The organism is Butyricimonas paravirosa (genome assembly GCF_032878955.1).
Classification (GTDB): domain Bacteria; phylum Bacteroidota; class Bacteroidia; order Bacteroidales; family Marinifilaceae; genus Butyricimonas; species Butyricimonas paravirosa.
On the sequence record NZ_CP043839.1, the window covers coordinates 71,585 to 90,731 of the forward strand.

Here is a 19,147-nt window from a genome sequence, read left to right on the forward strand (position 1 = left end):
ATGAAAATCTATCGTCGAGATGACGAAAGCGAAAAACGGGACCCCCGGGATTTCATATTCTCCCGGGGGATTTACAAGAGGAAAGATAATTATAATATACTTAACCTGAACTTAAGTTTCGCGCTACATATTTTTATGACGAAAAGATGGATTTTTATATATTGATGCGCAATTTCCCGGGTGGCATTGGTCACCCGGTCTTTTTATATTTTTATTAGGAGTAGTTTGTCATGATCCTGCTCATGCGTGGAGTCGGAGTACATGGAATTATCCGCGGGAGAAATACACGAATTTATTCCTCCAATTAACAAAGATTTTTATTAACTTGCGACGTTTTATTGTAATGGAAACATTTTGATATGAATAAACGTGCCATACGATCCGGTTTGATGTTGTGTTTTTCCCGTTGGAACAGGAAAGGATACGCTATTTTCGCCTCACTGGGACGGAATGTTCGGATCGGGCGACTGGCTATTCATATTTGCGAAATGTCATTACAGAAATCGTCGAGGAAGGGCGTGATCGTGATGCTGGCGGAAGTGTTCGAGCGGTTGGAGAGGTCGTTCGAAGGGTACGTGGAGAAGGTGAAACGAGCGGGGTTCAAGCTATTGCCGACTCGTACGGGTATGGAGGATGTCTTCATTAATTCTTATCATAATTTGAAATTTGAAGGTATTCCTGTCCTTGGACAGGGTACCTTTTTTATTTTTTAACAGGAAACAGGAAATGAAAGAAGAAAATATTATAGAGGAATTAAAGCGAAAGGTGGAAGAGGGGGGACAGGTTACCCGGGAAGAGGCGTTGGCCTTGTCACGGGTGGAAGATAAGAAGGCTTTGTACGAGGCGGCCGGGGCTATCCGGGATCGTTTTGCCGGGCGGTATTTTGACACTTGCTCGATCGTGAACGCCCGTTCGGGACGTTGTTCCGAGAATTGTAAGTGGTGTGCGCAGTCGGCCGTGTTCAAAACGCACGTGCAGGAGTACGAGCTGATTGACGAGGAGAGCTGCATGGAGCTGGCTCGGCTGAATGCCAAGTACGGGGTGAATAAGTTTTCGTTCGTCACGAGCGGGCGTTCCTTGTCGGATAAGAATATTGACAAGTTGTGCGAGTATGCCGTGAAGATCAAGCAGGAGATGAAGATTAACCTTTGCGCTTCCATGGGGTTACTGACGAGAGAGCAATTGAAAAGACTGAAAGATGCGGGTATAACCCGCTATCATTGTAACTTGGAAACGTCCCGCCGCTATTTCTCTACTCTTTGCACGTCCCACTCGACGGATGAGAAGATCGAGACGATCCGCCATGCGCTTGAGCTGGGGATGGAAGTGTGTTCCGGGGGGATCATCGGCATGGGCGAGACGATAGAAGATCGCGTGGACTTGGCGCTGACGGTACGGGAGTTGGGCGTGAAATCTATCCCGATGAACGTGCTGAACCCGATTCCGGGTACCCCGCTGGAAGGAGCGGCACCACTCGCGGACGAGGAGGTGCTGACGACGGTGGCTGTTTTCCGTTTCATCCATCCTGATGCCTTCCTGCGCTTTGCCGGGGGACGGGCGCTGATCGCTCATATCGAGGAAGATGCTATCCGGGCTGGGATTAACTCGGCTATCGTGGGTGATCTTCTGACCACGATCGGCTCGAAGGTGATAGAGGATATGGAGAAGGTGAAAAGACTAGGTTTTACGACAGAAGATAATCTTTAACTTTTAGTTTTTAACTTATAACTTTTAACTTTATAAAGTGGACACGGCAGAATTATTGAAGTTTGACAGGGAGCATTTGTGGCATCCCTACACGTCAACGGTTAACCCACTTCCGGTTTACCCGGTGAAGAGGGCAGAAGGTGTGTATATTGAACTGGAGGACGGGACGCGTCTGATTGACGGAATGTCCTCGTGGTGGTGCGTGGTACACGGGTATAATCACCCGGCTATTAACGCTGCTATTGAAGAGCAATTAAAGAGTATGTCACACGTCATGTTCGGAGGGCTGACACATCGTCCTGCGGTGGAACTGGCGGAGAAACTGGTGGAATTGGCCCCCGATGGGATTGACAAGGTATTCTATTGTGATTCCGGCTCGGTGGCCGTGGAAGTGGCGATGAAGATGGCCCTACAATATTGGTACGCTGCCGGGAGAGACGATAAACGCCATTTTCTGACGATCACGAAGGGATACCACGGGGATACGTGGAATGCCATGTCCGTGTGTGACCCCGTGACGGGGATGCATAATATATTCCGGGGATCATTGCCCATGCAGTATTTTATTCACCGACCGGAAGCCCGTTACGGGGAGCCTTGCCTACCGGAGCATATTGAAGAACTGAAACAAAGCCTGCGGAATAACCACAACCGTATTGCTGCCGTGATACTGGAACCTATTGTGCAGGGAGCCGGGGGTATGTGGTTTTACTCGGCGGATTATTTGCGGCAGGTGCGGGAGTTGTGTAACGATTACGACGTGTTGCTGGTTTGTGACGAGATCGCCACCGGTTTCGGGCGCACAGGTAAGATGTGGGGAGTGGATCATGCGGGTATCGTGCCGGACATCATGTGTGTAGGGAAAGCGATTACGGGCGGGTACATGAGTTTTGCTGCCACGATAGCGACGGAGAAAGTAGCTACCCAGATTTGCGCGAAAGATCCCGGTGTGTTCATGCACGGTCCTACCTTCATGGGTAATCCGCTGGCTTGTGCTGCGGCAAACGCCTCGTTGGATCTGATCAGGAGTTACGATTTGACAACCATGATCGGGCATATTCAAGACCAGTTGGAAAGAGAGCTTGCCCCGGCTCGGGAATTCCCGAACGTGGCGGACGTGCGGGTGTTGGGCGCTATCGGCGTGGTGGAGATGAAGGAACCCGTGAACATGGGACTGATTCAAGCCGCTTTCGTGAAAGAGGGCGTGTGGGTGCGTCCGTTCGGTAAGCTGGTGTATGTCATGCCGCCTTTCATCATCCGTGATTGGGAACTGCAAAGGCTGACATCCGCCTTGTTGCACGTGATTTCGTACTTGAAGTAATTGAAAATGCAAGGACTTGTAACCTGTAACTTGTAACTTGTAATTTGTAACTTTGCCGAAGGCAAAACACTATGAATAAAGAACGATATATTAATAAACTGAACAAGATAAAGGAATCAGGGAATTACCGGGTGCTGCGAGACGTGCAGCATAACGGTTTCCTGATACATTATAACGGACGGGAGATGCTGAATCTCTCGTCGAACGATTACTTGGGGTTGGCGTCGAACCCGGCGTTATACGAGGATTTTCGTAAGGAGACGGACGTGAAATTGTTGTCGTATAGTGCCGTGTCATCCCGCTTGCTATCGGGGAATCACGAGTATTATAACCTGTTAGAGAATGATTTGAGCGATTTGTACGGGAAGGAGGCCGCCTTGGTGTTAAATTCCGGTTATCATGCAAATATCGGAATATTACCCGCATTAGCAGGGAAACGGGACTTGATCGTGGCAGATAAGCTGGTACACGCCAGTATTATCGACGGCTTGCGGTTGAGCGAGGCCGAGATGTTGCGTTACCGTCATTTAGATTACGAGCATTTACGGGAAATCCTGTTTAATCATCGGGAGGAGTACGAGAACGTGTTTATCGTGACGGAGTCAATCTTCAGCATGGATGGCGACGTGGCAGACTTGCAGGAGTTGTGTGATCTGAAGAGGGAATACGATACGTTCCTGTACGTGGATGAGGCGCACGCTGTCGGGGTTCGAGGTACGAACGGGCTGGGATGTTGCGAGGAGCAGGGCTGCATGGATGATATTGATTTTATCGTAGGTACTTTCGGGAAGGCATTTGCATCTTACGGGGCTTTCGTGGTTTGTGACGAGATGTTTCGGGATTTCTTGGTGAACACACAGCGCAGTTTGATTTTCACCACAGCATTGCCTCCGGTAAACGTGGCATGGACACGTTTTATCCTTAACCGGATGCCGGATTTTTACTCTTATCGCATGAAACTGACAGGCATCGCCGAACGACTGCGAGCGACACTGGCAAACCGGGGATTCGAGACCCGGGGAGATTCTCATATCGTGCCTTTCTTGTGTGGAAGTAACGAGAATAGTGTTTATATGTCCGAGTTGTTCCAAGATAACGGTTTTTTCGTGTTGCCTGTGAGATACCCGACCGTGCCGAAGAACGAGGCTCGTATCCGGTTCTCGTTGAATGCAGCGATTCCGGAGGAGGATTATGATTGTTTGATGGAGTTTATAGAGGTTAGTTTATGAGTTCATAAAGTTTATAAGGTTTATAAAGTAGTGGACCCCTGCGGGGCGCTTTGTTGACGGCAGCTGGGGCTGCCGGTAAATATTGTCCGAAGGACACCCGTCACTTTATGAACTTTATAAACCTTACGAACTTTATGAACCCAATTAAGTATTATGAAAAGGAAATGGATTACTAAAGAGGGAAACCGGGTGCTCACGTTATTTTTTTGCGGTTGGGGTATGGATGAACGTACCGTGCAACACGTGGGAGGGATAGGTGATTTGCTTTTGTTCTACGATTACCGGGATATTTCCGGGGAGGATGCACCGGAGGTTGAGGGGTACGAGAGTGTCCGGGTCGTGGCTTGGTCGATGGGTGTGTGGGCAGCATCGGTGTTATTGAGCCGTTGGAATATTCCGGTTTCCTGCCGGGTGGCTATCAACGGGACAGAACGCCCGGTGGATGAGTATTACGGGATTCATCCCAAGATATATTTGCTGACCGAACGGGGCATGACCGAACAAGGAAGAGACAAGTTCTTTGCCCGTATGCTTTCCGGGAAGGAAGAAATGGAACGTTTCGAGGAAAACAGGCCTTGCAGGGCTATTGATGAGCAAAGGGACGAATTGCGACTTATCCGGGAGCAGTCGGCACGGGAAATGCCCGAAATGCACTGGGACCGGGTTTATGTTTCCGAGGAGGATGTTATCTTCCCGGTGGAAAATCAACGGAATTGGTGGGGGAATCGTGTCGAGATTATTACGCTACCGGGGGGACATTACCCGTTTTACGTGTTAGATAATTGGGAAAAGATATGGAAATAAATAAAGAAGAGGTAGAACAGCGTTTTAGGCGGAGTCGGGTCAGTTACAATGACAATGCGCGAGTGCAGAAAATGGTCGTTGATCGGATGGTTCCCATGATTTTGTCATCCGTGGAGCGTGTGCCGGAGAAGATATTGGAGATCGGTTGCGGTACGGGTTTGTTGACCTCGCAACTGCAACGAACTTTTCCGAGTGACGGGTTGTACTTGAACGATCTGGTGGAGGAGTTGTGTTATCATGCGGCGACGGTTAATCATGTGCCGCTGAAGCATTGTTTCCCGGGGGATGTGGAGAAGTTGTTTTTGCCCCTTAGTTTTGATCTGATTGCTTCTGCGTCCACTTTTCAGTGGTTTACGACTCCGGAAGAAACGTTCAAGAAATTATCCAAGCGATTGGAGCAAAGGGGAGTGTTGGTGTTCAGTACCTTTGGGAAATTTAACTTGCGTGAAATTCGACTGACCACGGGGGGCGGGCTTGATTATCGGAATAAGGAAGAACTGGAAAAGATGCTGAAACCTTACTTCGAAATCGAATTGATAGAGGAAGAATTTCATATGCTTGAATTTGATACCCCGTTAGCGGTACTCCAACATCTGAAAAAGACGGGGGTGAATGTTTCAGGTGATTCGACAATCTGGACGAAAGGACGGGTGGATGCCTTTATCAAGGACTATAACGCCCGCTTTGCCATTGACGGAAAGGTTGCCCTAACTTACCATCCGCTTTATTTTGTGTGCAGGAGGAAATGAAGCTAAAAGTTAAAAGCTAAAAACTAAAAGTGGAGAGTGGAAAGATTCAGTGATTGCCGATTCAATGATTAGGTGATTAAAAAGAGCGTCGCGTAGAGGGTGGGAATCACTAAATCGGAAATCACTAAATCAAGAAATTAGTAGGATCTAAAATTATTAAATCTAAAATCAATAAGGTGGTATATTTTGTAAGTGGAATAGATACAGATGCCGGAAAGTCGGTGGTGACCGGGTTACTGGCTCGCTCTTTGAGAAAGAGAGGGGTAAACGTGATTACCCAGAAGTTTATACAGACGGGATGGGTCGGTATATCAGAGGATATTCTGAAACACCGGGAGATTATGGGAATCGAACCGCAACCTGTGGATAAGGACGGGACGACGTGTCCTTACGTGATGACGTATCCGGCCTCGCCTCATTTGGCGGCGGAGATTGATAAGGTGACGCTGGATATGGAGCGGATTACGGTTTCAACCCGTAAACTGGATGCTTTGTACGATATGGTGTTGCTGGAGGGAGCCGGGGGACTGTACGTGCCTGTTACTAGGGATTATTTCACGATAGATTATATTCAGGAGCATGATTATCCTTTGATTCTCGTGGCGTCTTCCAAACTGGGAAGTATTAACCACACGCTGATGAGCCTAGAGCTTTGCCGTATGCGGGGAATTAAGGTGGTGTGTCTCGTGTACAATCGTTTCCCGAATGATAGTGAGTGGATCACGAATGATTCGATTACGATATTCAAACATTACTTGAAACAATATTTCCCGTCGACAGCGTTGATTGAGGTTCCTGTGGTACACGGAACCGATTATCCGGACGTGGATGTCAGTGCGTTGGAGGGTAGAAGATGAGAAGAGTGGAACTACTTTCCCCGGCAAAGAATGTTGATGTGGCGATTGCCGCTATCAATAACGGTGCGGATGCTGTGTATATCGGCGGTCCGGCTTTCGGTGCCCGGAAAGCGGTAGGGAACAGTCTGGAGGACATTGAGAAGGCAGTGTGCTATGCACATCGGTTTTATTGCCGGGTATTTGTCACGCTGAACACGATTCTTTATGACGAGGAGTTGCCGGAGGTAGAACGATTGATTCACAGCCTGTACCGGATCGGTGTGGATGCTATTATCGTGCAGGACCCGGCCATACTGAAGTTGGATTTGCCACCGATAGCGTTGCACGCCAGCACACAGATGCATAATTATGATCTGGAGCGTATCAAGTTTCTCGATCGGTTAGGGTTCCAACGTATCGTGTTGGCGCGGGAATTGTCACTGGAACAATTACGGGAGATTCGCCGGGAAGTGAAAGCCGAGCTGGAGTATTTCGTTCACGGGGCCTTGTGTGTCAGTTTAAGCGGACAATGCTATATGTCACATTACTTGACGAAACGATCGGCTAACCGGGGCGAGTGTGCCCAAGCCTGCCGGATGCAGTGGACGGTGGAGGATGATGCGGGAAAGGTGGTGCTGAAGGATAAGTATGTACTTTCGCTGAAGGATTTGAACTTATCGGCTCATTTGTCGGAGTTGGTTGAAGTAGGCATTGATTCTTTCAAGATCGAGGGACGGTTGAAGGAGGCGGATTACGTGGCAAATGTCACGAGTTATTACTCCGGCCGTCTGGATGAAATTGTGGCTCGCAATGAGGATTTGGCACGAGTGGGTGCCGGATACGTGAAGGCCGGTTTCGAGGCTGATCCCGAGCGGAGTTTTAACCGGGGATACACGGACTACTTCTTCGTGCAGAGGAAAACGGGTATGGTGAACATGGATTCCCCGAAGTCGATGGGGAAGAAGGTGGCTATGGTGAAGCAAGTGAAGGGAAATCAGATGTGGGTGGAGTTGCTGGAACCCGTGCATAACGCTGATGGGTTGTGTTACTTTGATGGCCGGGAATTGCGGGGTGTGAAGGTGAACACGGCCGAGGGAAATCGTCTGACTTGTAACGAGAGATTGAACGTGAAACCGGGAACGTTGTTGTACCGGAATTATGACCACGAGTTTGTAACACGTCTTGCTAAAGGGACTTCCGTGCGAAAGATTAAAGTGAAGGTTGACGTGTATGCGGAGGATGCCCGGCTGGTATTGGTAGCCACGGACGAGAATGGGGTTTCCGTGATGGTACGGAGTGACGAGACGTTCGAGGTGGCCACGAATCCCGTGCAGATGGAACGTGTGGTAGGGCAATTGCGGAAAAGCGGGGATACGGAGTACGATTGTTGCGAGGTGGAATATCACGATGAAACGGTGCTTTTCATTCCTTCTTCCGTGGTGAATGGCTATCGTCGGCAATTGCTGGATGCCTTGAGCCGGGAACGGGAGGTGCAACGGGAGAGATGGATGCAGGAGCCTTTGAACCGGGATGTGAAGTATACCGGGAGTGCCGACTGGCGGCTGAACGTGGTGAACCGTCTCGCGACGGAGTTCTATCGGGAGCATGGCGTGGAGACGGTTGAACCGGGATTCGAGAAGGAAAACAGGCGGAGTGGCCGGGAAGTAATGACTACCCGCTATTGCTTGTTGTTCGAGCTGGGGATGTGTCGTAAGACGGGGAAGGATAAGGCGTTGAAATTTCCGTTGTATCTTTCCAACAATTTGGGACGGTTCCGGCTTGAATTCGATTGTAAGAATTGTTTCATGAAGGTGTTATCTATTTAATTAATGCACTAGTTTCAGCCCGACAACTCCCGTCAGGATCAGGAACACGAAAAGGAGACGATATATGTTCGTCGAGTCATGGAAAAAGAAAATTCCCAATAGCACGGTACCGACTGCACCGATTCCGGTCCAGATGACGTATGCCGTGCCGATGGGGATACTCTTTTGTGCCAGATAGAGCAGAAACCCGCTCAGCCCCATGGAGACCACGGAAAGGGCGATGAAGTGGTAGAAGTATTTCTGGTGTAATCCGGCAAGTTTAAAGCCGAGGGGCCAGCCGATTTCCAATAATCCGGCACATACTAGTAAAATCCATTGCATAGTTGTATTTATTAAGTGTTACGGGACAAAGTTAGGGCGACCGGGAGGGAAAATACTTGATAATTATCAAGAAGTCTGTATATTTGTTTTTACAATAATAGTATCTTGTATGATTGATGAAAACGTGTTGGAACGCTTGAAACCCTACCTGACGGAAGTGAGTTACCCGAAAGGGTATGTTTTGTTCAACAACGAGAAGTTGGAGAGAAATATCTACTTTATCAAGCGGGGGATGGCGAGGGCGTTTATTGAGGCTGATGGCCGGGAGGTCACGATCTGGTTCGGACAGGAGGGAGACGTGATTATATCTGCCAGGGGATACGTGTACGGGGAGAAAGGTTACGAGACTATGGTGCTTTTGGAAGATTCGGAACTCTACCGGGTGAGTGGGAAGGATTTACAAGATTTGTATTGTAACGATATTGTTATTTGTAACTGGGCAAGGCGATTGATTGAGCGGGAATTTGTGAGGACAGAACACCATCTGATTGCCAACCTCTCGGAACCTGCGGCCGATAGGTATATGCAGTTATTGCGGGAAAAACCGGAGATACTGCGTCGGGTGCAGTTGCAGCATATTGCGTCTTTCTTGGGGATTTCCTCGGAACATCTGAGCCGGATTCGGGCGATCACTAAAAACAGAACGAAGTAACGAAAAGTTTCACGAACTGAAACTGTCCCGTTTTTTCCATGTATGATTTTGTCAACCATGAAAGAAAGGCTTGATAAAATGGGAATATATCAGTGATTTTTACTATCTTGCACAAGTTTATGTAATTATTGTAAGGAAGTTATGCGAATTATTCAATATATCGGTGTGATTCTTTTCTTTTTCCTCGTGTCCTGCGAGAAAGATAACGTGGAACCACAGAAGACAAGGACGTTGATGGTTTACTTGGCGGGAGATAATAATCTTTCGGGGCATATGCAAAAGAATATCAGTTCCATGATGTCCGCTTGGAAGAAGAGTTATAATGCGAATATCGTGATCTATTTTGATGCTCCCAATGCTGCACCGGAGCTTTACACGTTCCGATTTAAAGGAAAAGAGGTGGAGAAACAAGTACTAAAAACGTATGAGGAGATGGATTCTGCGGATCCGGAAGTTCTGAAAAAGATATTGAATGAGATGCAGGATTTATACCCATCAGATTCGTATGGTTTAATTCTTGGTTCACATGCTTCAGGGTGGATTCCTTCAGGGGGATTTGGTCGGAGTAATCGGATGTTATATGCAGAGCCAGTGCTGACCCGGAGTTTCGGCACGGACTATACCGGGCCAAGCCAAATGGATACACGAGATATGGCAAAGGCAATTCCTTTCAATAAGGAGAATCTGGAATTTATCCTGTTCGATGCTTGTCTAATGTCTTCCATTGAAGTGCTTTATGATTTGCGGGACAAGGCTAAATACGTGATTGCCTCTCCGGCTGAACTTCCGGCACCGGGTTTCCCTTATAACCGGGTGATGCCTTATTTCTGGGGGAAGGGGACGAATTTGGAAAAGGATTTGGTGAAAGTGTGTGATGAATTTTGGGATTATTATAACACGTATAATGCCACTAATCGATTTGGTACGATTGCTTTAATAAAGATGGATGGGATGGAGCATTTATTTGATCTTACTCGTGAGATCTTGCAAGGGAAGAAGGATTACGTGGCTGATATATATCAGAAAGCTGTTTATTGTTATCCTATGGTGGAATACTCCAAGTATGATAGATTTTTTGACTTGGGAGAATATATGAAGTATATGACTGAGGGAAGAGAAGGACTTTACAAGGAGTATCGTGATTTTTTGGATAATCAGGTTGTTATCTATAAAAATGTAACGAATCCATTTTATTATATATCAATACCGGAGGAAAAATTTAGCGGGATTGCAACTTACATACCACTCAGTATATGGCCTACCGAGACAAACGCTTATTGGGGATTTTCCTGGTCGGGTGTCTATGATGCGGTAACGGAATAAGTGAGATTATCCCTAATCCAGTGGTTTTCTTCGGGATCTAATGGCCTGAAATCTTGTTCTTGCTTGTATATGGCCTTGTTACGGGGCTATAGGACGGGGTTTTCAATCATGTTATTTTTAATTGTCATCTGTTAAAATGGCGGCTATGATCGGGCGATAAACGGGCGAGTAGGCGGCGATAGCGCCTAATTGTCACCTAATAATCACTCAATCATCAGGTAACGGGGATGGATACCCCCGTGGAAGGGGATGTTACCCCCCTCGTTATTGCCAGTGACTTGTAGAAATGTTGTGCCGTACTCTCCTTAATATCTCATGTATATTTCAAGAAGAGATCAATTAAAAAAATACGGTTCGTGTAGTTAACCTATCGTTGACCTATCGTTAACCTATCGTTAACCTACTAACGAGACTACGGCACAAGTATAGAGAGACACGCCTACATCATAGTCCCTGATTTTCTTCGGCGATCGTGTAAAACAGGATTGCTCCTGTTTCAATCACTTCGTCTGAGAAGTCATACTGCGGGGAGTGGAGCGGGGCGCAGTTTTCCCCGGAACCCAGACCGAACATGGCTCCTTTATATTGCTGTGTGAATAAGCCGAAGTCTTCGCCCCAGCTGAATGGAGTCTGTAATTCTATGTATGGTAAATTGTTGCGAATGGTCGCATTTTTTACCAGACTTACGGACTGCGGGTCGTTTTCATTGGCAGAGAACGGTTCCAACCATTCCATCTCGTGTTGCAAGCCGGGAGTACGTTCGCACTCGGTGGCTACCAGATTTTTCAGTTGCTCGGCGTGTTGGTGTAGCAGTTTGTCGGTCTTGGCTCGAAGCGTGGCCCGGATCACACCGTTTCCTGCCGATACTCCGTATGCCTCTTCCCCGACGTGTATTTCTACTATGGTAGAGAGAAAGTAGTCGTCGGATTGCATATCGGTGTTATTCCAGCGTGATAACTCATCAACAATCGTGAGCATGGCGGGAATAGGGCTGATACCTTTCTGTGGTTCAGCGGCGTGTGAGGTTTTTCCCGTGAGCGTGATGGAAACGCTCACCACGGCACACGTGAAACTACCTTCCTTGCAGAGAACGGCGTGCAACGGGTAGCCCGGTATGTTGTGTAGGGCAAATGCCTTATCTATCTGGTAATACTCCAGTACTTTCGTGTCTAGCACGGCTTTTGAGCCTGTACCGTTCTCTTCTGCCGGTTGGAAAAGTAGCAGTACACGTCCTTTTGTCAACGGATGTTCTGACAGCATTCGAGCAAACCGGAGTAGTATGGTGGTGTGGCCGTCGTGGCCGCATTTGTGCGCCACTCCCGGGGTCTGTGAATGGTGGGGTATATCGTCCGGTTCCTGTACAGCGACGGCATCCATATCTGCCCGGAACAGGACAGTGGGGCCGTCTTCTGAAAAGAAGTATTCAACGAGCAGCCCGTGGCCGCCCACGTGGCGAATGACTTTGGTCGGGTGGAATACCTGTAATTTATCCTCGACGAAACGGGCCGTCCGTGCTTCGTGGCCCGAGAGTTCGGGGTGTTGGTGTAGCTCACGGCGTATTTGATAAAAAGTATCTTCTTGCATAGCTTTTCAATTTACACCGCGAAGGTAAAATAATTAATTATTCGTGTGGTTACATTTATTTTCTATCTTTACGTCGAATTATAAAAGAAAGCAGGCATGAAGTTAAATAAGTCGCAAGGGGATTTGTTGAAACGGGTGATCGAGCGATGGGAGGCGGACGGCACGATTGACGTGAGTACGGCGGATCGGTTGAAGGGAAGTTACACGGTGCGTTCTTTCGAGTGGAAGGAGTTGGCGAAGTACTCGTTTTGGATTGCCATCGTGTGCGGGGTGATCGCCGTGGTGTCGGTGTTGGCGGATCATTTGATCATGGATTTGCTTGAAAGATTGTTTCTTTCTTCTTATTCTTTGGTCAGCGGCGTGTTTGCCGTGGGAGCAGCCTTGGTGTATTACTGGGGTTGGCGACGACGGAAACGGATGCCTTACAAGGTTTTCAGTAACGAGACGATTCTTTTTTTGGGCGTGTTGCTGACGGCCGTCTCGGTCGGTTACTTGGGGGCGGCTATGGATAACGGGAGCGGGCATTTTTCATTGCTTTTCCTGCTGGCGGCGGTGATTTATGCCGTGCTGGGCTTTTACTTTTCGTCGGTGCAGGTGTGGGTGTTTGCCTTGTTGTCGCTGGGAGCGTGGTACGGGGCCGAGACAGGGTATCTGAGTGACTGGGGCAATCATTTTCTAGGCCTGAATTACCCGCAGCGTTACGTGGCTTTCGGGGGATTGCTGGTAGCGTGTCGTTTTTTGCTGGTCGGAAAGAAGTGGTTCACGACTTTTGATTACTCTACATACGTGGTGGGAATGCTTTACCTGTTTATCTCGTTGTGGTTTCTTTCCATATTCGGGAATTCGGAAAGCTGGATTCGCTGGTATTCCACGAAACAGGTGGAGTTGTGGGCTTGGAATTTGCTGATCCTTTTCGGTTCGGTAGTGGCTATATTTGTAGGTTTGAAACGGGATGATGCCGTTGCCCGTGGGTTCGGGATCACTTTTTTTCTGTTGGGTATTTACACGTTGTATTTCTCCCTGCTGTGGGATGTCATGCATGCCGGGTTGTTCTTTTTTATACTGGCTGTATCTTTCTGGTTGCTGGGGCGTAAAGCAGAGAGGGTATGGAACTTGGAATTTCTGCGTGACCCGAAGAAACCGAATGATGATATAAATTAAGTTATGGATACACTGGTAAGTTTAGGATATTGGGGGTTGTTTATCGGTTCTTTTCTGGCGTCGACGGTGATCCCGATGAGTGCCGACGTGTTGTTGGTAGGCGTGTTGGCGTTAGGAGGAAACGTGTGGGGATGCTTGGCGATAGCCACGGTAGGTAATTGGCTGGGAGGATTGACCTCGTACTGGATCGGGTGGCTGGGACGCTGGGACTGGATTGAACGCTGGTTCAAGGTGAAACGGGAAAAGCTGGAGCAACAGAAAGGACACGTGGATCGTTACGGTGTTTGGCTTGCTCTTTTCACGTGGTTGCCGATCGTGGGAGATCTGTTTGCCATTGCCCTCGGATTTTATCGTGTCCGTCCGAAGATGTCCGCTTTCTATATGCTCGTGGGGCGTTTTGCCCGCTTTCTGGTGTGGGTGTTACTGTATATCAAGTACGCTGATCGTTTTATCGAGTGGATCAGTTGATCCGGTGATCGTTACCAGCTACCACTGGAACCACCGCCACCGAATGAACCACCGCCGAATCCACCAAATGACCCGCCACCACTGCTGAATCCTCCGAATCCACCGCTACTGCCGCCACCCATGGGGAAGATGAAGAATCCGCCGCGACCGGAGGTGTGACCGGGTGAGTAACCACCGCCGCCCCGTTTCCGGAATATGAGTGACAGGATGATCACGAAAACAATGAACCCGATCACGATGTCGAAGGGATTGCCTTCATTCTTTTTCTTGTACTCGTCCGCGGTGTATTCGCCTTTTGACAAGTCGATCAGCACGTCTGTGGCTTTGTCAATACCTTTGTAGTAGTTGTCTGCCTGAAAAGCGGGAATGATTTCATTACGGATGATGCGGGAGGCCGTCACGTCCGGAACGACACCTTCCAACCCGTAACCGACGGAAATGGCCACTTCTCCTTTTTCTCTTCCGGATTTGGGTTTAATCAGAATGACGATACCGTTGTCTTTTCCCTTTTGTCCAATACCCCATTTTTCCCCGAGACGGGCAGCGTAGTCGTTGATGTCGTACCCGTTGAGTGAAGGTACGGTGACCACGGCGATTTGGGTGGAGGAGTTATTGTTGAAGTTTACCAGTTTCTTTTCCAGCGCTGCCCGTTCTTGGGTGCTGAATAATCCCGTGAAGTCGTTCACGATGCGTTTCGGGGTCATGGGTTCCGGAATATCCTGAGCATGAACGGAGAGCAGGGTTCCCGCGATGACGGTGAATAATATGAAGAGTCTTTTTATCATTTTGCTATAAGTTACAAATTAGAAAACAGGTTGTTCGTACAAACCTGTGGTATTCCTTTACTGAAAGGAAATTTCGTCGGGAAGTTCGTTCACGTCGTCAGCCTGGTAGGGGAAGTACGCTTTCAGTTGTTCCCCGGCAGAGATGACAGCCTCGCAGATACCTTCCGTGATCTTGCCTTCCTTGAATTTTGCAACCATGTTTTTCATGATTGAATCCCAAAAGTCTGCGGGTACTTTGGCGTTAATCCCGGCATCTCCCAGGATTGCGGATTTGTGGTCGAGTAAGGCCACGTAGATCAGTACCCCGTTTCTTTGTGCCGTTTTGTGCATATTTAAGTGGGCAAAAACGTCGGCAGCCCGGTCAAGTACGTCTATTTTACTACGGTTTTCGATATGTACCCGGATTTCCCCGGACGTGTCTTTTTCCGCTTGCTTGATAGCGGCTACCATGGCGTCTTTTTGTTGTTGGGTAAAGGCTTTTTCGGGAGACATAAGCTGATGAATTTTAGATTTTAGATTTTAGATTCCAGTCGCACGAGGCCAACGCTTTTTGATTTTCTATTTTTATCTTTTCAACTACCCCCTCTAACTCCCCCTTACACAGGGGGAGGATGCGCTATATTGTAGCATTATAGCGTTCCTTGAGTCCGTCTCTCCCCCTTACACAGGGGGAGCCGGTGGGGTAGTTGTTTAAAATTTAACTTCCGGAACTTTTTCTGCACCGGCGGCAGCCTCAAAGTAAGGTTTCGGGAGGAAACCGAACATCCCGGCGATGATGTTTTTGGGGAATGAACGAATGTAGGCGTTATAACCTTTCACTTCCTCGTTGAATTTGCGTCTTTCAACGGCAATTCGGTTTTCTGTTCCTTCCAGTTGGGCTTGCAAGTCACGGAAGTTCTCATTGGCTTTCAAGTCCGGGTATTGCTCGGAAATCGCCATCAAACGGGAGAGGGCAGAGGAAAGTTCGCCTTGCATATTATTGAATTTCTGGATAGTTTGCTCGTCCAGTTGATCAAAGTTTACCCGCATTTGCGTGGCTTTTGCACGGGCCTCCACAACTTGGGTCAACGTGTTCTGTTCATGCTCCGCGTAGCCTTTCACCGTGTTCACGAGGTTCGGGATCAGGTCCAGACGACGTTGGTATTGATTTTCCACGTTCGACCATTGGGAGGATACATTCTCACTCCGGGTTACCATCTGATTGTAACTTCCTTTAAACCACATGAAGATTCCAATCACGATGACGATAATTACTCCTATTACAATATAACTCTTTTTCATGTTTTGCTTTTATTTTAGTGTTACGAGTACAAATATAATGCTTTATTGATTGTCCGCTGCAGAATGAGGATGTTAAGATTTTAGATTTTAAACTTTTATCCTTTAGTTTTTATCTTTTAGTTTTATTTATCACCCGGTCGTAAATGTAGAGCAACAAGGTAGTGCCTAGCCCGATAGCCAGTATTACCATCCATATGTCGGAGGGGGAATACTCGTTCCATAGTAGGTTGGTTAACTCGTGAGGGGTGAGGTTGACTTGTTGGGCTACATGATCGAAATAGGCGTTATTTGACAAACCGTCCGGTAAATGGAGGCCTTTTTCGGCAACAAACTGACGAGTGATCATCACTTTATCCGCCATGTTTTGGTAGACTACACCGGAGATAATTCCGGCAAAAACGTTACCAATGAAGACGGGGATAAAGGAGTAGCCCATATAGAGAGCCTTTTTGTCGTGTGGGGCAATCCGGCCGATATATTCCGTGATTTTCGGAGATCCGGCCATTTCTCCCAGCGAGAAGATCAGTATCGCCACAAGCGTGAACAGCACGTTTTGTGAGAATAGGGTGAGGGCCATTCCGATGGAGCAGACAAGGAATCCTGAAATCATGGATTTAAGGGGTTTCATGCGCATCACGACACTCGACACGATAATCTGGAAAATAATAATGTAGAGAGCGTCGAAATTCGTCACGAATTCAGCATCCATAACTCCCGGAGCCGGACTGTAGTTGGTGCTGATGAAAGGGATGTACTTTTCAAAAAAATGGTACAACACGCTCGTGTCTATCCATTGCGAGATAAAGACGGGTAGGGTGAAGAAGAGTTGGTTGTACATGGTCCAGAATCCGGCCACGATGAACAGGAATACCACGAATTTCAAGTCTTTCACGATACTGAACATATTCCGGAATATATCCCCGAAGGTGCGAGTGAGAGAAGTCTGCTGCACGACTCCCCGGTGGGGTTCCTTGTAAAAAAGAAGTAGCACGAAGTTCAGCGCGATAATACCAGCCGATACATAGAACACGAGGTTGGACGATCCTTTGAACAAAAGGGTGACCATCGGTCCGAAGAAAGCGCCTATGTTAACCATCATGTAGTAGATGCCGAACCCGATGGAGGCTGTTTCATCCGTTGTGGTCTTGGCAATTGTGGCCGAGATGATCGGTTTGAACAGGGCGGCACCCAGAGCCAAGTAAAGGTACATGAGGAATACTCCCGTGAACGTGGAGAACATGGGTAGGAAGATGAAGGCGGACGTGTAGATCACGAAAGCGAGAGCCAGTACTTTTTTGTAACCGTAGCGGTCAGCTATGGCCCCGGTCAAGACGGGTAGGAAGTAGAGTATTCCCGTTCCCACACCCATCAGGATTCCTTTTTGACTTTGCGTGAATTCCAGACCACCCATATCGGATGATCCCGTGAGGTAATTGGCAAAAAGCATGAAGAAACCATACCATGCCCAGCGTTCAAATAATTCAATAGTATTAGCCACCCAAAAGGTGCGGGGAAATTTACGAAACACGCCCATCTTTTACGTTTTTAGTGATTGATTGGCAAATATAACGAATTCGACAGATGAAAGGAAGTAAACGTTCTTTTTTCTGAGAAATAAGCTGTTGAGACAAGGTTTTTTGCAATTATTCCAAGAAATATGGTGTAAACTGAATTATATTAACTATCTTTGTACAATGAAACATTGTGAGTTCATTTTGATCTTTATCTTCTTTGTATTTTCCGGACATATTCCGTTCGGCTCTTTCCATCGTTGAATTGACCTTTGTAAGCTTTCTTTGTTCAGACAGTTTCTTTGCCCGAGTAGGTTTATATGTACGAATCGAAAATGGCTGGAGGCAATTTTAAACGTAACAATTATTTATTATGACATTTAGAGAATTAGAGATTGCAGAGCCTATTTTAAAGGCTATCTGTGAAAAAGGATATGAAAAGCCCACCCCGATACAAGAGAAGGGTATACCTGTGGCTCTTGGTGGTGGCGATATGCTGGGAATTGCCCAGACCGGAACCGGTAAGACAGCGACATTCGCTATACCGATCCTGCAACATTTACTGGCCGATCGTTCGGAGGAAAATCGTTCAGAAACACGAGGGAATAAAGGACGTCTCGTGAAAAGACGGGTTATTAAGGCTTTAATCCTGACACCGACCCGGGAATTGGCTATCCAGATCGGAGAGAATATCACGGATTACGGGAAGTACACGGGGATTAGGCACGCGATTATATTCGGCGGAGTGAAACAAGGACCGCAGACGGATCTGTTACAGGCAGGAGTAGATATTCTTGTTGCCACACCGGGACGTTTGCTCGATTTGATCCGGCAGGGATACGTGAATCTTTCATCGATTACGCATTTTGTTCTGGATGAGGCTGACAGGATGCTGGATATGGGATTTATCGCGGATATACGACGTTTGTTACCCATGCTGCCGACAAAGCGCCAGACGCTGTTCTTCTCGGCAACGATGCCTAAGGATATAGTGAATTTGTCGAGAAGTATTCTTTCAAACCCGACGAGGGTGGAGGTAACCCCGGTTTCTTCTGCCGTTGACACGGTGGAACAATGTGTCTATTTCGTGGAGAAACCGGAAAAGAAGAAACTTCTTGTTTCCTTGTTGAAACAAGAGAAAAAGTCGGTGCTTGTTTTTTCACGTACCAAGCATGGGGCGGATAATATATCCCGCTTGTTGAAGAAGTCCGGAATCAAGAGTGAGGCGATTCACGGGGATAAATCACAAGGACAACGCCAGCGAGCTCTGTCGAACTTTAAGGCAGGAGCTATCCGGGTGATGGTGGCCACTGACATTGCGGCGCGAGGAATTGATATTCAGGAGTTGGAGATTGTCATAAATTATGATCTGCCTGATGTGGCTGAAACATACGTACATCGTATCGGGCGCACCGGGCGTGCGGGACATCTCGGTACGGCGGTGACGTTCTGTTCGGAAGAGGAACAGTCTAAGATTCGGGAAATCCAAGTTCTAACTGGCAAGAAAATCAATCGGTTGTCTTTTCAAGCATGATGACTGAACGTATATAAAAAAAGAACGATCTGTGATGCAGATCGTTCTTTTTCTA

Annotated in this window: 19 protein-coding genes; 13 read left to right on the forward strand and 6 right to left on the reverse strand. The window is 47.7% G+C overall.

Annotation, left to right across the window (positions count from 1 at the left end; genetic code table 11):
- Nucleotides 1–359 precede the first annotated feature (359 nt).
- The 8 genes from F1644_RS00260 (at nt 360) to F1644_RS00295 (ending at nt 8,472) form a co-directional block, all read left to right on the forward strand.
- Complete coding sequence (locus F1644_RS00260) at nt 360–713, forward strand: hypothetical protein (protein ID WP_118302542.1); 354 nt, start codon at nt 360–362, stop codon at nt 711–713.
- Between the two features lie 13 nt (nt 714–726).
- Complete coding sequence (gene bioB / locus F1644_RS00265) at nt 727–1,707, forward strand: biotin synthase BioB (RefSeq protein ID WP_209279501.1); 981 nt, start codon at nt 727–729, stop codon at nt 1,705–1,707.
- Between the two features lie 37 nt (nt 1,708–1,744).
- Nucleotides 1,745–3,028: an adenosylmethionine--8-amino-7-oxononanoate transaminase gene (gene bioA / locus F1644_RS00270; RefSeq protein WP_118302540.1), complete on the forward strand. Its 1,284-nt coding sequence runs from the start codon at nt 1,745–1,747 to the stop codon at nt 3,026–3,028.
- A 71-nt stretch (nt 3,029–3,099) separates the two neighbouring features.
- Nucleotides 3,100–4,257 carry an aminotransferase class I/II-fold pyridoxal phosphate-dependent enzyme gene (locus tag F1644_RS00275; protein WP_118302538.1) on the forward strand — a complete coding sequence of 386 codons (1,158 nt, stop codon included), beginning with the start codon at nt 3,100–3,102 and terminating at the stop codon, nt 4,255–4,257.
- A gap of 153 nt (nt 4,258–4,410) precedes the next feature.
- Nucleotides 4,411–5,061 carry a DUF452 family protein gene (locus F1644_RS00280; RefSeq protein WP_118302536.1) on the forward strand — a complete coding sequence of 217 codons (651 nt, stop codon included), beginning with the start codon at nt 4,411–4,413 and terminating at the stop codon, nt 5,059–5,061.
- Nucleotides 5,052–5,810 (forward strand): malonyl-ACP O-methyltransferase BioC, encoded by a 759-nt coding sequence (gene bioC, locus F1644_RS00285; protein ID WP_087420122.1) that lies wholly within the window; start codon nt 5,052–5,054, stop codon nt 5,808–5,810. The genes F1644_RS00280 and bioC overlap by 10 nt, the downstream gene beginning before the upstream one ends.
- A gap of 167 nt (nt 5,811–5,977) precedes the next feature.
- Nucleotides 5,978–6,667: a dethiobiotin synthase gene (bioD, locus tag F1644_RS00290; RefSeq protein ID WP_118302534.1), complete on the forward strand. Its 690-nt coding sequence runs from the start codon at nt 5,978–5,980 to the stop codon at nt 6,665–6,667.
- Nucleotides 6,664–8,472, forward strand: coding sequence for a peptidase U32 family protein (locus F1644_RS00295; RefSeq protein ID WP_118302532.1), 1,809 nt, complete (start codon nt 6,664–6,666; stop codon nt 8,470–8,472). The genes bioD and F1644_RS00295 overlap by 4 nt, the downstream gene beginning before the upstream one ends.
- Here the strand turns inward: F1644_RS00295 and F1644_RS00300 are convergent, their stop codons facing one another.
- Nucleotides 8,473–8,793, reverse strand: coding sequence for a DMT family transporter (locus F1644_RS00300; RefSeq protein WP_118302530.1), 321 nt, complete (start codon nt 8,791–8,793; stop codon nt 8,473–8,475).
- 109 nt (nt 8,794–8,902) lie between these two features.
- Here F1644_RS00300 and F1644_RS00305 point away from each other — a divergent pair, with 109 nt between their 5' ends.
- Nucleotides 8,903–9,445 (forward strand): Crp/Fnr family transcriptional regulator, encoded by a 543-nt coding sequence (locus F1644_RS00305; protein ID WP_118302528.1) that lies wholly within the window; start codon nt 8,903–8,905, stop codon nt 9,443–9,445.
- 141 nt (nt 9,446–9,586) lie between these two features.
- Nucleotides 9,587–10,768, forward strand: a complete 1,182-nt coding sequence (locus tag F1644_RS00310) for a clostripain-related cysteine peptidase (RefSeq protein ID WP_118302526.1) — start codon at nt 9,587–9,589, stop codon at nt 10,766–10,768.
- Nucleotides 10,769–11,212: 444 nt separating this feature from the next.
- Here F1644_RS00310 and F1644_RS00315 read toward each other — a convergent pair whose 3' ends face one another.
- Nucleotides 11,213–12,352, reverse strand: coding sequence for a M20 metallopeptidase family protein (locus F1644_RS00315; RefSeq protein ID WP_118302524.1), 1,140 nt, complete (start codon nt 12,350–12,352; stop codon nt 11,213–11,215).
- Nucleotides 12,353–12,448: 96 nt separating this feature from the next.
- On the opposite strand from F1644_RS00315, the gene F1644_RS00320 reads away from it, so the two are divergent.
- Nucleotides 12,449–13,513 carry a DUF2157 domain-containing protein gene (locus F1644_RS00320; RefSeq protein ID WP_118302522.1) on the forward strand — a complete coding sequence of 355 codons (1,065 nt, stop codon included), beginning with the start codon at nt 12,449–12,451 and terminating at the stop codon, nt 13,511–13,513.
- A 3-nt stretch (nt 13,514–13,516) separates the two neighbouring features.
- The gene (locus tag F1644_RS00325; RefSeq protein ID WP_087420130.1) at nt 13,517–13,981 is read left to right on the forward strand and encodes a YqaA family protein; all 465 of its coding nucleotides are present in this window, start codon (nt 13,517–13,519) and stop codon (nt 13,979–13,981) included.
- 11 nt (nt 13,982–13,992) lie between these two features.
- Here the strand turns inward: F1644_RS00325 and F1644_RS00330 are convergent, their stop codons facing one another.
- The 4 genes from F1644_RS00330 to F1644_RS00345 all read right to left on the reverse strand — a co-directional run bounded on the left by F1644_RS00330 (nt 13,993) and on the right by F1644_RS00345 (nt 17,581).
- Nucleotides 13,993–14,766, reverse strand: a complete 774-nt coding sequence (locus tag F1644_RS00330) for a TPM domain-containing protein (RefSeq protein ID WP_118302520.1) — start codon at nt 14,764–14,766, stop codon at nt 13,993–13,995.
- A 57-nt stretch (nt 14,767–14,823) separates the two neighbouring features.
- A complete protein-coding gene (locus F1644_RS00335) occupies nt 14,824–15,258 on the reverse strand; it encodes a TPM domain-containing protein (RefSeq protein WP_087420132.1) in 435 nt (144 codons plus the stop codon).
- A 198-nt stretch (nt 15,259–15,456) separates the two neighbouring features.
- Nucleotides 15,457–16,047, reverse strand: coding sequence for a LemA family protein (locus tag F1644_RS00340; RefSeq protein ID WP_118302518.1), 591 nt, complete (start codon nt 16,045–16,047; stop codon nt 15,457–15,459).
- A 109-nt stretch (nt 16,048–16,156) separates the two neighbouring features.
- Nucleotides 16,157–17,581: an MFS transporter gene (locus F1644_RS00345; protein WP_118302516.1), complete on the reverse strand. Its 1,425-nt coding sequence runs from the start codon at nt 17,579–17,581 to the stop codon at nt 16,157–16,159.
- Nucleotides 17,582–17,931: 350 nt separating this feature from the next.
- On the opposite strand from F1644_RS00345, the gene F1644_RS00350 reads away from it, so the two are divergent.
- Nucleotides 17,932–19,092 (forward strand): DEAD/DEAH box helicase, encoded by a 1,161-nt coding sequence (locus F1644_RS00350; RefSeq protein ID WP_118302514.1) that lies wholly within the window; start codon nt 17,932–17,934, stop codon nt 19,090–19,092.
- Nucleotides 19,093–19,147 lie beyond the last annotated feature (55 nt).

What these genes read in the sequence shown, in the direction of transcription:
- F1644_RS00260 (WP_118302542.1), top strand. Translation starts at nt 360, where the DNA reads ATGAATAAACGTGCCATACGATCCGGTTTGATGTTGTGTTTTTCCCGT.
- bioB (WP_209279501.1), top strand. Translation starts at nt 727, where the DNA reads ATGAAAGAAGAAAATATTATAGAGGAATTAAAGCGAAAGGTGGAAGAG.
- F1644_RS00275 (WP_118302538.1), top strand. Translation starts at nt 3,100, where the DNA reads ATGAATAAAGAACGATATATTAATAAACTGAACAAGATAAAGGAATCA.
- F1644_RS00280 (WP_118302536.1), top strand. Translation starts at nt 4,411, where the DNA reads ATGAAAAGGAAATGGATTACTAAAGAGGGAAACCGGGTGCTCACGTTA.
- bioC (WP_087420122.1), top strand. Translation starts at nt 5,052, where the DNA reads ATGGAAATAAATAAAGAAGAGGTAGAACAGCGTTTTAGGCGGAGTCGG.
- F1644_RS00295 (WP_118302532.1), top strand. Translation starts at nt 6,664, where the DNA reads ATGAGAAGAGTGGAACTACTTTCCCCGGCAAAGAATGTTGATGTGGCG.
- F1644_RS00300 (WP_118302530.1), bottom strand. Translation starts at nt 8,793, where the DNA reads ATGCAATGGATTTTACTAGTATGTGCCGGATTATTGGAAATCGGCTGG.
- F1644_RS00305 (WP_118302528.1), top strand. Translation starts at nt 8,903, where the DNA reads ATGATTGATGAAAACGTGTTGGAACGCTTGAAACCCTACCTGACGGAA.
- F1644_RS00310 (WP_118302526.1), top strand. Translation starts at nt 9,587, where the DNA reads ATGCGAATTATTCAATATATCGGTGTGATTCTTTTCTTTTTCCTCGTG.
- F1644_RS00315 (WP_118302524.1), bottom strand. Translation starts at nt 12,352, where the DNA reads ATGCAAGAAGATACTTTTTATCAAATACGCCGTGAGCTACACCAACAC.
- F1644_RS00320 (WP_118302522.1), top strand. Translation starts at nt 12,449, where the DNA reads ATGAAGTTAAATAAGTCGCAAGGGGATTTGTTGAAACGGGTGATCGAG.
- F1644_RS00325 (WP_087420130.1), top strand. Translation starts at nt 13,517, where the DNA reads ATGGATACACTGGTAAGTTTAGGATATTGGGGGTTGTTTATCGGTTCT.
- F1644_RS00330 (WP_118302520.1), bottom strand. Translation starts at nt 14,766, where the DNA reads ATGATAAAAAGACTCTTCATATTATTCACCGTCATCGCGGGAACCCTG.
- F1644_RS00335 (WP_087420132.1), bottom strand. Translation starts at nt 15,258, where the DNA reads ATGTCTCCCGAAAAAGCCTTTACCCAACAACAAAAAGACGCCATGGTA.
- F1644_RS00340 (WP_118302518.1), bottom strand. Translation starts at nt 16,047, where the DNA reads ATGAAAAAGAGTTATATTGTAATAGGAGTAATTATCGTCATCGTGATT.
- F1644_RS00345 (WP_118302516.1), bottom strand. Translation starts at nt 17,581, where the DNA reads ATGGGCGTGTTTCGTAAATTTCCCCGCACCTTTTGGGTGGCTAATACT.
- F1644_RS00350 (WP_118302514.1), top strand. Translation starts at nt 17,932, where the DNA reads ATGACATTTAGAGAATTAGAGATTGCAGAGCCTATTTTAAAGGCTATC.